The organism is Variovorax sp. GW821-FHT09B05 (assembly GCF_059418265.1).
Window position 1 is genome coordinate 11,501 of record NZ_JBWKPN010000018.1, and the last position, 15,788, is coordinate 27,288.

Sequence of the window (15,788 nt, forward strand, 5' to 3'; positions counted from 1 at the left end):
TTCATGCGCTCCCCACCGCCTCGGCGGCCCGCAGCGCAGAGCGCTCGAACATCGCGCCCATGGCCACGACGATCTTTCGCGGCCCCTCGTAGGGGTCGCGCGCATGGGCCGCGAGCATGTTGTCGAGCATCACCACGTCGCCCTTGCGCCAGTCGAAGCGCACCGCGCAGGCCTCGTAGGCGCGGCCCACGATGGCCATGGTCTCGTCGTCGATCGGCGTGCCGTCGCCATGGCAGACATGGCGCGGCATGCGTTCGGCGCCGACCAGCGCGAGCAGGTCCTCGCGCACGTCGGCTTCGAGGCAGGCGGGATGGTGCAGTTGCACCTGGTTGAAGAACACGCGCTCGCCGGTCAGCGGATGCCTCATGACCGCGGGGCAGTGGGTCCGCGTCTGCAGCGTGTCCTCGTCGAGCCAGCGCCATTCGATGCCACCGGCGGCCAGCCGGGCCTCGACCTCCTCGCGCCGGTCGGTCTTGAAGAAATCGCGCCAGCTCACGTCCAGGTGCGGCGTGAAGGTGCGCACGTAGGTCAGCGCCTTGCGCTCGAAGGCTTCCACGATGTCCGCCGGCAGGCGCCGCAGCATCTCGCGGCAGTCGACGATGGGCGTGGCGCCGCCCACGCGGGACGGCAGCTCGCAATAGAACCACTGCTTGCGCGGCCAGCGGTCCATGTGCGCGCTCTCGTTGTGGTACAGGATCATCTGCCGCTCCGGGTACGGCGTGGAACGGTAGGTGCGGCGCCCGCCTTCCTTCTTGGGCAGGTCGCCGTAGCTGCCGTAGAGCTCGGGCTCGACGTTCTCGGCGAAGGCCTCGAAGTCCTGCGGTGTCTCGAGGCCGAAATCGCGGAACAGCAGGCCACCGTGGTGCGCCAATGCGTCATCGACGAAGCCGCGGTGCTCGCGCACCCAGGCGAGGGCGTCGAAGCCGGCGCTCGCGGGCTCGATGACCAGCGGGAACTCGCGGCCCTCGGACAGGAAGGAGGTCTTGACCTGCGGCCGCGATGCGGCAGTAGCGCGGGCGACGGAAGCCGGGGCCGCCGATGGCCGGGCCGCGAATTTCTTGAGCTTGTCCAGCTTGCCGAGCTGGGGCGACGGCATCGGATTCATGGGCGATTCCTTGCGAACAGGTGTTGAGAAGAGTTGCTCGACCCGTGCATCGGGCGAGAGGACCAATTGCCGCAGCAGCGCGCACCAGTCGGCGGCCCAGCGCCGGATCGATTCGCCGCGGTACAGGGCGGTGTCGTAGACCCACTCGGCGGTCCACTCGCGCGCTCCCTCGTGAAGGAAGACGGCGATGTCGAACTTCGAATGCCGTACCTTCTGCGGCACCACGTCGATGCGCAGGCCCGGAATCTCGAAACGACTGGCCGGCGTGTTCTGCATCACGAACAGCATGCGCACGGGCGTTCCCTGCGCGCGGCCGATGCCGGCCAGGTCGAGGATGCGGTCGAAAGGCACGCCGCCGTGCGCGAACGCCGATTGCGCGCCCTCGTGTACCCGCGCCAGCCAGTCGCCGAAGCGTGCCGCCTCGTCGCGGCGCGAGCGCAGCGGCACCACGTTGACGAAGAAACCCATGAGCTTCTCGAGCTCGGGATGGTCGCGGCCGGCGACGTCGGTGCCGACGACCAGATCGTCGACACCGGCCTCGCGATGCACCAGCGCGAGGAAGGCCGCGAGCATCACGACGAAGCGCGAGGTCCGGTGCGCGCGCGCCAACGGCGCGAGCGCTTCCACCAGCGCGCCTTCGATCGGCACGCGCAGGCTGTCGCCCGCCTGTCCCGCGGCGCCCGGCGACGGACCGTCCACCGGCAGGCGCGAGCCCTTCGGCGCATGGTCCAGATAGCGCTGCCAGAAGGCCGCGTCCTGCGCGCGCGTGGCCTCCAGCATGCGGGCATGCCAGACCGCATAGTCGGCGTACTGCACGCGCAGCGGCGGCAGGGTCGAGGGACGATCGGCGCGCAGCGCCTCGTACGCGGCCACGAACTCGCGCGCGAAGATCGCGCCCGACCAGCCGTCGAAGGCGATGTGATGCACGCACAGCAGCAGCGCATGACGCCCGGGGCCGAGGTGCAGCAGCGAGGCACGCAGCGGCGCGGCCGCCGCCAGGTCGAAGGGCTGCGCGGCCATCGCCTCCAGCGCGGCGTCGATGCGCGCGGCTTCGGTCTCGGGCGCGACCGGCGACAGGTCGACCCAGGGCAGGTCGAAGGCGACCATCGGCGCGATGGTGGCGACCGGCTCGCCCTCGTCGTTCCCGGGATAGGCCATGCGCAGCACCTCGTGGCGCGACACCAGCGTCTCGAGCGCGCGGCGCAGCACGACCGGGTCGAGCGGCCCCTCGAAGCGCAGCGCGGTCGCCATGTTGTAGGCGGCGCGCGAGGCATCGCTCGACAGCCTATCGACGAGCCACAGGCGGTGCTGGGTGGGCGACAGGCTTATTTGCGCAGCACGCGCCACCGGCATCAGCGGCGGCGGCGACGACGCACCGGCGACCACCGGCACGAGGCGCGTGGCCATGTCGCGCAGCACCGGATGCTCGAACACCTCGCGCAGCGGCAACTGCAGTGCCGCGCCCGTGCGCAGGCGGGACACCAGCTGCGCGGCCATCAGCGAATGGCCGCCGAGCTCGAAGAAGTTCGCCTGCCGGCCCGCCTGCGCCACGCCCAGCAGCTCGCGCCAGACGCACGCCAGCGCTTCCTCGAGCGCGCCGCTCGGCGGCTCGTGCGCGCCGGTGTCGGCGGCCTCGATCGGCGGCAGCGCCTTGCGGTCGATCTTGCCGTTCGCGTTGAGCGGCAGGCCGGACAGCGTCATCAGCAGCGACGGCACCATGTACTCGGGCAGCATGCGGCCCAGCCATTCGCGCAGCACCTGCGCGTCGAAGGGCGGCGAGGCCTGGCCGCCGCGCAGCGAGACGTAGGCCGCCAGCCGCACGCCGCCGGCACCCTGCTGCGTCACCACCACCGCCTCGCGCACCTGCGGATGCGCGAGCAGTTGCGCCTCGATCTCGCCGAGTTCGATGCGCAGGCCGCGGATCTTCACCTGGTGGTCGAGGCGGCCGAGGTAGTCGAGCTGGCCCTCGGCGTTCCAGCGCACCAGGTCGCCGGTGCGGTAGAGCCGGCCGCCCTGGCCGAAGGGATCGGCCACGAAGCGCTCCGCGGTCAGGCCCGGACGCTTCGCATAGCCGCGCGCAAGGCCGATGCCGCCCAGGTAGAGCTCGCCCGCGACACCCGGCGGCACGAGGTTGAGTGAGGCGTCGAGCACGTGGGTCTGGATGCCCGAGACGGGCTGCCCGATCGCGACCTGGCTGCGGCCATCGTCGCGGCAGGTCCAGTGCGTCACGTCGATCGCGGCCTCGGTCGGGCCGTAGAGGTTGTAGAGGCCGACACCGGGCAGGCGCCGGAACACCTCGTTCTGCGCCTCGGCGGGCAGGGCCTCGCCGCTGCAAACGATGCGGCGCAGGCTGGTGCAGCTCTCCACCTCGGGATGGCCCAGGAAGGCCTGCAGCATCGAGGGCACGAAGTGCAGCGTGCTCACGCCATGCCGGCGGATCAGTTCGACCAGGCGCGCGGGATCGCGGTGATCGCCCGGTGCCGCCACGGCCAGCCGCGCGCCGTGCATCAGCGGCCAGAAGAACTCCCACACCGACACGTCGAAGCTGAACGGCGTCTTCTGCAGCACCGTGTCGCCGGGGCCGATGCCGTAGGCCTGCTGCATCCAGGCCAGCCGGTTGTGCAGCGCACGGTGCCGGTTCGCCGCGCCCTTGGGCTTGCCGGTGGAGCCCGAGGTGTAGATCACGTAGGCGAGGTTCTCCGCGTTCAATGCCACGGCGGGGTCGTGGTCCGGCGCGTCGTTCGCGTCCGGGGCATCGATGGCCAGCACCGCCACGCCCGCATCGGCCGGCAGCCGTTCGCGCAGGCGCTGCTGCGTGAGCACGAGCGCGAGACCGCTGTCCGCCAGCATGTAGGCGACGCGGTCGGGCGGATGGTCGGGGTCGATGGGCACGTAGGCGCCGCCGGCCTTCATGACCGCGAGCAGCGCGATCACGAGCTCGCTGCCGCGCTCCAGCGCCACGCCCACGAGGCTTTCGGGCCGCACGCCCTGGGCGACGAGCCGGTGCGCAAGGCGGTTGGCGCGGCGCTCGAGCTCGGCGTAGCTCAGCGTCTCGTAGCCGAAGACCAGCGCCTCGTCCTGCGGATGCGCGGCGGCGCGCCGCGCGATCAGGTGGTGCACCGGCTCGGCCTCGCCATGGCTGGCCGTGTTCACGCCCCAGGCCGCGAGCTGCGCTTGCTCCGCGTCGTCGAGCAGCGCGAGCGCGCCCAGCGCCTGCCGCGGATCGGCCGCGAGCGCCGCGAGCACGCGCTGGTAGTGGCCCGCGAGCCGCGCGATGGTGGCGGGCTCGAACAGTTCGGCCGCGTAGCGGAAGGCGGCGCGGATGCCGCCGTCCTCGCGTTCGATGGTTTCCAGCGTGAGTTCGAAGGGTGCCGCGCGTTCCTCCAGGTCGATGCGCCGCACGCGTAGCCGCGGCCAGCCGCGCAGCGGGCGGTCGCCTTCGCCCAGATGGTTGAACATGACCTGGAACAGCGGCGTGCCCGCGGAGTCGCGGTCGGCACGCAGTGCCTGCACCAGCCGCTCGTAGGGGAGTTCCTGGTTCGCTTGCGCCTCGAAAGCGGTGTCGCGCACCTGCGCGAGCAGTTCGGCCAGCGACATGCGCGCATCCGGACGCGCATCCATCACCACGGTGTTGATGAAGGCGCCCACGACGCCCGCCATCTCGGGGCGGGTGCGCCCCGAGACAGGAACGCCGACCCGGATCTCCGCCTGCCCGGTGTGGCGGAACAGCAGCGCATGGAAGGCCGCGAGCAGCGCCATGAACAGCGTGCCGCCCTGCGCGCGCACCTGCTGCTTGAGTTCGAGCACGAGCGTCGCCGGCAGGTCGAGCACATGCTGCACCGCGCTGTAGCCGTTCAGGCCCGAACGCGGACGGTCGGTGGCCAGATCGAGCGCCGGCGGATGGCCGCCGAGCCGCCGGCGCCAGTGCGCCAGTTGCCGCGCCCCCTCTTCGCTCTCGAGCCACCGGTGTTGCCAGCGGGCGAAGTCGATGTAGCGGATCTCGGGCTCGCCGCCCGCGAAGGCCGCGTCGCCATCGAGTTGCTGCGCGTAGAGCTGCGCCAGCTCGTCGAGGATGAGCTCGACGGTCCACGCGTCCGAGACGATGTGGTGCAGCGTCAGCAGCAAGTGGTGCTCGCCCTCCTCCATCTTCAACAGCTTTCCGCGCAGCAGCGGGCCGGTCGTCAGGTCGAAGGGCGTGCGGCAGACCTCGAGCACGGCCTCGCGATGGCGCAGCGCGCGCATCGCGGCATCCAGCGCACTGAGGTCGACGAAGGGAATCTCGATGCGCGCTGCGGCGTCGAGCCGCTGTTCGGGCAAGCCTTCGGCGTTCAGGCCGAACACGGTGCGCAGGCTGTCGTGGCGCTGAACGAGCCGGTGCACCGCGGCTTGCAGCGCGGCCACGTCCAGCGGCCCCGAGAAGCCGAGGGCGCCGCCGACGTGGTACGCCGTATTGCTCGCGTCGAGCTGCCACAGGAACCACTGGCCCTGCTGCATGAAGGAGACGGGTGCGGCCCCGCCATCGTCGATGCTCTTCGCGATGGCCTCGCGCGAGCGCGGCGGCGCGGCGGGACCGTGGCCGCCCTCGCGCCGCAGGCGGCGCTGCAGCAGGCTCAGTTGCGCCGGCGACAGCTTCGCGCGGCGGGCGGAAAGATCCTTGCTCTCGCTCATGATGAAAGACTCGTGGTGGTCGTTTCGGCCTCGCCGGCGGCCTCGCGCTCGATCTCCTCGATCAGGACGGTCTCGACCAGCACCGCCAGCTCGGCGATCGTGGGCGCCTTGAAGAACGCGGCGGGATGCAGCTCGACGCCATAGACCTTGCGCACCCGCGCCAGCAAGCGGATGGCGAGCAGCGAATCGCCGCCGAGCTCGAACAGGTTGTCGTTGGCGCCCACCGGCTCGATGCCCAGCGCCTCGCGCCACAGCTCGGCCAGCCCCTGTTCCAGGTCGCCTTCGGGCGCGAGATAGGGCGTGGGCAGCACGGGCCGCGCATGGCCGGCGCGGCCTTCGGCGGCGGCGGTGGGCGTGCCGTCGTCCAGCGCATCGAGCAGGCCCTCGAGCGGGCGCAGGCGCGCTGCCAGCGGCGTGATCGACACCACCGTCTGCGGCAGGTCGGGGCCGTTGGCGATCTGCTCGAAGGCCAGCACGCCGGTGCGTTCGTCGAGGCCCACGCCTTCGGGCATGTCCATGTCGGCGGCGATGCCGACGTCGCGCCAGGCGTCCCAGTTCACCGAGAACACCGCCAGCGACGATTCGCGGCGCCGTGCGTTCGCGAAGGCATCGAGGTAGGCGTTGGCCGCCGCATAGTCGCTGCGGCCGAGGCCGCCGATCAGCGCCGCCACCGACGAGCAGAACAGCACGAAGTCGACCGGTTCGTCGCGCAGCGCCTCGAACAGCGCGCGCGTGCCCTCGATCTTGGGCGCGAAGGCAGCCTGCACCGAAGCCTGCGTGCGCTGCGCGATCATGCCGCGGTCGGGCTGCACCACGGCATGCACCACGCCATGGACCGGGCCGAAGTGCGCGTGAACGGCGTCCAGCGCGCCGCGCAGCTGCGCGGCGTCGGTGACGTCGGCCTGCAGCGCGAGCAGTTGCGCGCCCTCGGCCTCGAGCGCAAGCAGTTGCTCGAGCCGGCGCCGCAGCGCGATGGGCTGTCCCGCATCCGATGCCAGGCGCTGCCAGTCGACGCGCGCCGGCAGGGGGCTGCGGCCCAGCAGCACCAGCCTGGCCTGCCACTGCCGGCTCAGATGGCGGGCCAGCGCGAGGCCCACGCTGCCAAGCCCGCCGGTGATGAGGTACACGCCGCCCTGGCGCAGCCGCTGCGTGCCCGGCATCTGCGCGGGCAGCGGCTCGTAGGCCTTGGTCCAGCGATGCGGTCCGCGGTATGCGACGACGAACTCGCCATCGGCTGCCGCGCTCTCCTCGACGATGCGGCGCGCGAGCGCGGCCTCGGCCGGGCTCTCGGGCGCGGGCCGCACCACGTCGACCACGCGGCAGGCGATCGCCGGGTACTCCTGCGCGAGCACCTTGGCGATGCCGAGCACCGTGGCCTTCTCGGGCGCGAGAGCCTCGGTGCCTGCGACGTCCTCGACGCCGTCGGTGACCACCGCGAGCCGCAGCGGCGGCCGGCTGGCGCCGTCGACCGCGTCGAGCGCCTGGGCCAGCGCGAGCAGGCTGAAATAGCCGGCTTCGAACACGGCGCCACTGGACGCCGCGGAAGAAGTGCCGCCATCGAGGCTCCAGAGGTGCAGCAGCTCGGTCACGGGCCCGGCTTCGGACTCGACTTCGCGCAGCAGCGCCTCGTGGTCGGCGCGCTCGGCCGGGCGCAGCGTGTACTGGCGCTCGGCGGTGCGCGCGAACTTCGTCCCGCGCAGTGCGAGCACCACGCGGTCGCCACGCGCGCGCAGCAGGCTGCCGAGGCGGTCGGTGAAGCTGTCGAGATCGCCGAGAACCAGCGTGCAGCCCTGGGGCGAAGCCTGCGCCGGCGTTGCGGCGGAGGCCACGGCCTCCGCGCGCTTCCAGACCGGGCGGTAGAACAGGCCCGGCGCCTGCGGCTCCACGGGCCGTGCGTTCTCGCCGGCCTCGATCCAGAAGCGCCGGCGCTGGAAGGCATAGCCGGGCAGCGGCACGCGACGGCGCGGCGCGCCCTCGCGCAGGGCGTCCCAGCCGATGTCCACGCCCGCGGTCCACAGGTTGGCGATCGCCACCGCGCGCTGCTGCGCATTGCGCGCATGTTGCTGCGGATGGGCCTGGCTGGCCCAAATGCCGAGGGCCGACTTCGCGTCCGGATGCTGGCGCGCGAGCGCGCTCAGCGATTCGCCCGGGCCGACCTCGAGCAGCACCCGGCCCGGCGTGGCGAGCAGGCCGCGCAGGCCGTCGACGAAGCGCACCGTGCCGCGCAGGTGCCGGCCCCAGTAGCCGGGGCTGGTCGCCTCCTGTGCCGTGATCGGCTGGCCGCTGAGGTTGGACAGGAAGGGAATGCGCGGTGCATGGCGCGGCACCGACGCGGTCAGGCGCTCGAGCTCGGCGACGATCGGATCCACCAGGCGCGAGTGCGAAGCGATCGACACATGCAGGCGGCGCGGCAGGTGCTGCCGCGCACGCAGCGCCTCCTCGGCGCGCTCGATCGCATCGATCGGGCCCGCCAGCACGCAGAGCTGTTCGCCGTTGACCACGGCCAGGTCGCAACCGGTCGACAGGAAGGGCGCGACCTCGGCTTCCGACAGCGGCACTGCGGTCATCGCACCCGGAACCAGCGTCTGCATCAGCCGGCCGCGCGCGGCCACGATGCGCAGCGCGTCCTCGAGCGAGAACACGCCGGCCACGCAGGCCGCCACGTACTCGCCAAGGCTGTGGCCGAGCATCATCGACGGCACCACGCCGGCATGCATCCACCAGCGCGCCATCGCGTACTCGACGGCAAACAGCGCGGGCTGCGCGAACTCGATGCGCGCCAGCCGCTCGTTGGTCGCCTGCTCGTCGCCAGCGGAAGGGAACAGCAGTTCGAGCAGATCGATGCCGCTGTCCGCGCGCAGCAGCGCGGCGCAACGGTCGAGGGTCTCGCGAAAGACCCGGCTGTCGCGATAGAGCGCCTGGCCCATCCAGGCGTGCTGGGTGCCGCCGCCCGGAAAGAGAAAGGCCACCTCCGGCGCCGAGCCCGGTGCGCGGGTGGCGGCGAGCGCCGGCGAGGACAGCATCTGCGCGGCCAGCGCCGACCCGTTCGCGACCACGGCGCTGCGCCATTCGAAGGCGCGGCGTCCGTCCTGCAGCGTGGCGGCCACGTCCTCGAGCGCGGGCGCGCCGGATGCCTGCGGCGGCGCCGCCAGCTCGGCGGCGAGCCGCGCGCGCGCCTGCGCCAGCGCGACCTCGTCCCTGGCCGACACGGGCAGCACCTGCCACGACGGCTCGCCCTCCGCGGGCCGAGGCGCGGGCGCAACGGGCGCCTCCTCGAGCACCACGTGCACGTTGGTGCCGCCGATGCCGAACGAGCTCACGCCCGCGCGGCGCGGCACCGGCCCTTCGGGCCAGGGCTTCGACACCGTGTTGACGTAGAACGGGCTGTGGGCGAAATCGATCTGCGGATTGGGTGCTCGGAAATGCAGGCTCGCGGGCAGCACGCGGTGGCGCAGCGCCTGCGCGGCCTTGATGAGGCCGGCCACGCCAGCGGCGGCGTCGAGGTGACCGATGTTGGTCTTGACCGAACCGACGGCGCAGAAGCCGCGCCGCTCGGTGTCGGCGCGGAAGGCCTGGGTCAGCGCGGCGATCTCGATCGGGTCGCCGAGCGTGGTGCCGGTGCCGTGGGTCTCGACATAGCCGATGGTGTCGGCCGACACGCCCGCGATCAATTGCGCCGCGCGGATCACCTCGGCCTGGCCGTCCACGCTGGGCGCGGTGAAGCCGACCTTGGCCGAGCCGTCGTTGTTGGCCGCGGTGCCCTTGATGACGGCATGGATGGTGTCGCCGTCGCGCAGCGCCTCGTCGAGCCGCTTGAGCACGACCACGCCCGCGCCGCTGCCGATCACCGTGCCGGCCGCCTCGGCGTCGAAGGCGCGGCAGTGGCCGTCGGGCGAGAGGATGGCGCCGGCCTGCCAGCGGTAGCCGCCTTCCTGCAGCAGGTTGAGCCACACGCCGCCCGCGAGCGCCATGTCGCAGTCGTGCGCCAGCAGCGCCTGGCAGGCGGTGTGCACCGCCGTCAGCGAGGTCGAGCAGGCGGTCTGTACGCTCACGGCCGGGCCGCGCAGGTCGAGCTTGTAGGCCACGCGCGTGCACAGCGAACCGCCCGAGTTGCCGCTCATCAGGCCCAGCAGGTCGGCGATGCCGCTGTGGGCGCCGAGGTCGAACGAGGGCAGCAGGTTGCGGATCAGGTAGACGTTGGCGCCCTCGCCCGCGTACACGCCGACCTTGCCCTGCCAGCGCGCGGGATCGCAGCCCGCGTGCTCGAGCGAGGACCAGGCGCATTCGAGAAAGATGCGCTGCTGCGGATCGAGGGTCTCGGCCTCGCGCGGCGCGTAGCCGAAGAAGGCGGCGTCGAACTGGTCGAAGCCCTCGAAGCGCACGCCGGCCTTGACGTAGTCGGGCTCCTCGAGCACCGACTGCGGCACGCCCCGCGCGCGCAGCTCCTCGTCGGAGAAGCGCTGGATCGACTCCACGCCGTCGCGGATGTTGCGCCAGAAGGCATCGACATCGTCGGCGCCGGGAAAGCGCCCGGCCATGCCGACGATGGCGATCTCCAGGCCGGTGGGTTCGCCGGGAACGGCGTCGAAGGACTCGGGCGTGGACATCAGTGGACTCTCTCTGCGGCCTTGCGGCGTTGAAGCATGGCGGCGCGCTGGCGCAGCGCGCGCTCGTCGATGGCGGCCGATGCGGCCGCGGCCTCGGCACGGCCACCGCCCTGCTCGATGGCGCGCGCCAGCGACTCGACCGTGGGGTGCTTGAACAGCTGGACCAGCGGCAGCTCGATGCGCAGCCGGTCCTGCAGCAGGCGGTGCGCGCGGATCAGCAACAGCGAATGGCCGCCGAGGTCGAAGAAGTTGTCGTGCTGGCCGACCTGCGGCACCTGCAGCAGCTCGGACCAGATGGCCGCGAGCGTGCGCGCCACCTCGCCCTGCGGCGCCTCGTAGGCGCGCGCGCCCGCCAGGCCGTCGGGCTCGGGCAGCGCCTTGCGGTCGACCTTGCCGTTGGCATTGAGCGGCAGCGCATCGAGCACGACGATGGCGCGCGGCACCATGTAGTCGGGCAGCGACTGGCCCAGGCGCTCGCGCAGCACGGCGGTGTCGACGGGCGCGTTGCCACGCGGCGAGACATAGCCGACCAGCGTGGCACCGGCCGGACCCTCCTTCGCGACCACCACCGATTCGCGAACCTCGGGCTGGGCCGCGAGCTGGGCCTCGATCTCGCCGAGCTCGATGCGCAGGCCGCGGATCTTGACCTGATGGTCGATGCGGCCGAGATACTCGATCTGGCCTTCGGCGTTCCAGCGCACCAGATCACCGGTGCGGTAGAGCCGGCCGCCATCGCCGAAGGGATCGGCCACGAAGCGCTCGGCGCTGAGGCCGGCGCGGTTCAGGTAGCCGCGCGCGAGGTTCACGCCGCCGAGATGGAGCTCGCCGGCCACGCCGCGCGGCACGCGGTGGAGCTCGGCGTCGAGCACCCAGGCCTGGGTGTCGCTGATCGGGCGGCCGATGGGCACCAGGCTTTCGCCGTCGTCGCGGCAGGTCCAGTGGGTCACGTCGATGGCTGCCTCGGTCGGGCCATAGAGGTTGTACAGCCGGGCCTGCGGCAGGCGGGCAAGCACCTCGTTCTGGACCTCGGCGGGCAGGGCCTCGCCGCTGCAGACGATGCGGCGCAGGCTGGTGCAGCTCTCCACCCCGGGATGGCTCAGGAAGGCCTGCAGCATCGAGGGCACGAAGTGCAGCGTGCTCACGCCATGCCGACGGATCAGCTCGACCAGGCGCGCGGGATCGCGGTGATCGCCCGGTGCCGCCACGGCCAGCCGCGCGCCGTGCATCAGCGGCCAGAAGAACTCCCACACCGAGACGTCGAAGCTGAACGGCGTCTTCTGCAGCACCGTGTCGCCGGGGCCGATGCCGTAGGCCTGCTGCATCCAGGCCAGCCGGTTGTGCAGCGCACGGTGCCGGTTGGCCGCGCCCTTGGGCTTGCCGGTGGAACCCGAGGTGTAGATCACGTAGGCGAGGTTCTCGCCATGCAGCGCCACGTCGGGGTCGGACTCGGGTTCGGTGCTGAGGTCGAGGCTGTCGATCTCGAGCACCGCAAGGCCGTCGCGCGCGTCGACGCAGCCACGGGTGGCGCGCTGCGTGAGCAGGAGGCCGATGCCGCTCTCGTGCGCCATGTGCGCCAGGCGCTGCGCCGGAAATTCGGGATCGAGCGGCAGATAGGCGCCGCCGGCCTTGAGGACGGCCAGCAGGCCGACGACCAGCTCGACGCTGCGTTCCATCGCGATGCCCACGCGCACGTCCGGCCGCACGCCGAGCGCGATCAGCCGGTGCGCGAGGCGGTTGGCGCGGCGATTGAGTTCGGCGAAGCGCAGCGTCTCGTCGGCGAAGAGCAATGCGACGGCATCGGGCTGCCGCCGCGCCTGGCGCTCGATCGTGCGATGCACCGGCTCGACATCGGCTTCGCGGTGGGCGTTGACGCTCCATTGCGCGAGTTCGGCCTGCTCGGCCGCCACGAGCAGCGGCACGTCGCCGACCGCGCGCCCGCCATCGGCGGCGATGGTTTCGAGCACCGCGAGGTAGTGGCCCGCCATGCGCTCGATGGTTTCGGCATCGAACAACTCGGCCGCATAGATCAGATCCATCCTCAATGGACCCTCGAGGCTTTCGCGTGCCTCGAGCACCAGTTCGAACTGGGCTTCCAGGTCGGGCTGCACGGAGCTCGCGGGCGCCTCCCATCCCAGTCGGCGCAGGGCACCCCAGTCCTCGACCAGGTGATTGAACATCACCTGGACCAGCGGATTGAGGCTCGTGCTGCGCTCGGGTTGCAGCATCTGCACGAGCTGCTCGAACGGCAGGTCCTGGTGCGCCTGCGCGCCGAGCACCGCGTCGCGGGCCTGCGCGAGCACACCCGCCAGCGGAGCACGGCCATCGATCCGGTTGCGCAACACCAGCGTGTTGACGAACAGGCCGACGATTCTTTCGAACTCGAGGCGACCGCGATTGGCGATGGCCACGCCGACGTGGATGTCCTGCTGGCCGGTGTAGCGGTGCAGCAGCACCTGCAGCCCCGCCAGCAGCACGATGAAGAGCGTGGCGCCCTCGGCCTGGGCCAGCGCGCGCAGCCGCGCGAGCAGCGGCGCGGGCAGCTCGAAGCCACGGCGCGCCGCGCGGTAGCTCGCGCGTGGCTGGCGCGGACGGTCGGTGCGCAGCTCGAGCACCGGGTGCTCATGGCCCAGCTGCGCGCGCCACCAGGCGGCCTGGCGCTCGGCCTCGCCGGCCGCGAGCCAGTCGCGCTGCCAGCAGGCGTAGTCGGCGTACTGCAGCGCGGGCACGGCGACCTCGGCCGCGCGGCCCTGCAGGCGGGCCGCGTAGCCCGCGGCCAGTTCCTCGAGCAGCACCTGCATCGAGGCACCGTCGGAGACGATGTGGTGCATGGCGACCACCAGCAGCTGGACCTCGTCGGCGGTGCGCAGCAGCGCGACGCGCAGCAGGCCGCCCTGCGTGAGATCGAAGGGGGTGGCCTTGATGCGGCGTGCTTCCTCGGCCAGCCTCGCATCCCGCGTGTCGGCGGGCCGCGCGCGCAGGTCGACGATCTCGACGCTCGCTTCGGAGGTTTCTTGAACCCATTGCATCGGCACGCCGTCCGCGCCCGCGCGGAACACGGTGCGCAGCGACTCGTGGCGCTCGACCAGGTCGCCGAGCGCGGCGCGCAATGCATCGGCATCGAGGGCGCCGCGCAGCTGCATCGCACCGCTCATGTGATAGGCCGCGCTTCGCGGGTCGAGCTGCCACAGGAACCATTGGCGCTCCTGCGCATGCGACAGCGGCAGGCCCTGCTGGCGCTGCGCCGCGGTCAGCACGGCGACGGGGGCGGGACGCTCGCGCCGGCCCTCGGCCAGCAGCCGGCGCACGGTGGCCGCGCACGCATGCAGGCGCGGCTGCTCGAACAGCAGCCGCACGGGGAAGTCGATCTGCCACTGCGAGGCGATGCGCGCCGCGGCCTGCGTGGCGGTCAGCGAACTGCCGCCGCGCGCGAAGAAGTGCGCGTCGCGCGGCAGCGCGGGCGCGTCGGCCTGGCGCAGCACCTCGCGCCAGATCGCATCGAGGGCGCGCTCGGTCTCGTCGAGCGCCGCCTCGACCGTCACGTCGGAGGCGGGGCCGCCCTTCACGAAGCGACCGCGCTCGTGGATCGCATAGGCATCGGCGCTGCGGTCGAGCCAGCCCGCGCGGCAGGCGCTGCGTTGCAGCTTGCCGCTGGTGGTCTTGGGCATGCCGCCCGGGTTGAGCAGCACCACGGCAGACAACGGCTCGCCGAACACCTCGCTGACCGCGGCGCTCAGCGCCTCGACCAGCACCTGCGGCGGCACCAGCTTCTGCATGCTGCGCGAGATCTCGGCGGCCGCGCCGATGCCCTCGCCGTCGGGGCCGTGGGCCGCGAAGACCGCGACGCGGCCCTTGCGCACCGCCTCGACCTCGGCCTCGATCACGCGCTCGATGTCCTGCGGATAGATGTTGTGGCCGCGCACGATGATCAGGTCCTTGATGCGGCCCGTGACGTAGAGCTGGCCGTCATGGAAGAAACCGAGGTCGCCGGTGCGCAGCCAGCGCAGGCCGTCGCGCTCGACGAAGGTCTCGCTCGAGGCGCGTTCGTTGCCCCAGTAGCCGGCGCCGATACTCGCGCCGGCGATCCAGATCTCGCCGATGGCGCCGCCCTCGAGCACCGCCTGCGTGGTGGGATCGACGATCTCCACGCGATGCTCGACCGCCACGCCGCCGCAGCCGACCAGCACCATGCCGCCCTCGCCCGGCAGGCTCGGCGTGCCCTGCCCCGCGGCCAGGCCCGCGCTCGAGAACGCGCGCGCGACCATGCCGTCGCCGCGCCGACCGCCGGTGACATAGAGCGTGGCCTCGGCCAGCCCGTAGCAGGGATAGGCCGCGCCGGCATCGAAGCCGGCGGCGGCGAAGCGCTCGATGAAGGCGGCCTCGGTGTCGGCGCGCACCGGCTCGGCGCCGGTGTAGGCCACGCGCCAGCTCGACAGGTCGAGCGTGGCGAGCTGCGCGTCCTTCACGCGCTCGAGGCACAGCCGGAACGAGAAGTCGGGGCCGCCGCTGAGCGTGGCGCGGTGGCGCGAGATCAGCTCGAGCCAACGCACCGGCCGCTCGAGGAAATGGCGCGGCGAGGTCAGCACCAGCGGGATGCCGCTGTAGAGCGGCTGCAGCAGGCCGCCGATCAGGCCCATGTCGTGATAGAGCGGCGCCCACGAGACGAACTTGTCGTCGGGCCCGATGCCCATGCCGACCTGGATCGCATGCTCGTTGGCCATCAGGTTGCCGTGCGTGACGATCACGCCCTTGGGCGCCGAGGTCGAGCCCGAGGTGTACTGCAAGAAGGCGATGTCGTCGTCGGCCGGATCGAAGGGCTGCCAGGCCTCGGCCAGCGCGTCGTCGACCGCGTCGACGGCGAGGATCGCGGCGCCGGCGAACTGCGTCGGCGAGGTTGCGGCGATGGCCGCTTCGAGCGCCGCGGTGGTCAGCACGCAGCGCGCGCCGCAATCGGCGGCCACGCCCGCGAGCCGCGCCAAGTGCTGGGGCCGGGCCGACTCGGGCGGGAAGATCGGCACCGCGATCACGCCTGCGTAGAAGCAGGCCAGCATGCCGATCGCATAGTGCTCGCCGTTGTCGAGCATGACCAGCGCGCGGTCGCCTTGGGACAAATCGCGCTGCAGCAGCGCGGCGAGCGCGCGCACGCGGCGCTCGAACTCGGCGTAGCTGAAGGCCTGCTCGCGATGGACGCCAGCGATCTCGTCGACGACGGTGAGCCAGACATCGTCGGCACGATGCCGCGCCAGTGCGCGCAGATGGACCACGAAATTGCGCGGCCTGCCTTGCGCGGGCCGTGCGGATGCGGATGCCGGCGCCACTGCCTTGCTTGTCATTTCTCTAGCCTCCAGACGATCGAAAAGCGGCATCGGGGCCGCGTCATTGGGATGCATGCACGCACCGCCGCCCAGCCG

Annotated in this window: 3 protein-coding genes; all 3 read right to left on the minus strand. The window is 72.2% G+C overall.

Features of this window, described 5'->3' with window-relative positions; all coding sequences use genetic code 11:
- Position 1: 1 nt before the first annotated feature.
- The 3 genes from AC07RM_RS33795 to AC07RM_RS33805 are packed head-to-tail and all read right to left on the minus strand — an operon-like array spanning position 2 to position 15,710.
- Positions 2-5,773 carry a non-ribosomal peptide synthetase gene (locus AC07RM_RS33795; protein ID WP_495337261.1) on the minus strand — a complete coding sequence of 1,924 codons (5,772 nt, stop codon included), beginning with the start codon at positions 5,771-5,773 and terminating at the stop codon, positions 2-4.
- The gene (locus tag AC07RM_RS33800) at positions 5,770-10,380 is read right to left on the minus strand and encodes a type I polyketide synthase (protein ID WP_495337262.1); all 4,611 of its coding nucleotides are present in this window, start codon (positions 10,378-10,380) and stop codon (positions 5,770-5,772) included. The genes AC07RM_RS33795 and AC07RM_RS33800 overlap by 4 nt, the downstream gene beginning before the upstream one ends.
- Complete coding sequence (locus AC07RM_RS33805) at positions 10,380-15,710, minus strand: amino acid adenylation domain-containing protein (protein WP_495337263.1); 5,331 nt, start codon at positions 15,708-15,710, stop codon at positions 10,380-10,382. The genes AC07RM_RS33800 and AC07RM_RS33805 overlap by 1 nt, the downstream gene beginning before the upstream one ends.
- Positions 15,711-15,788: the final 78 nt, after the last annotated feature.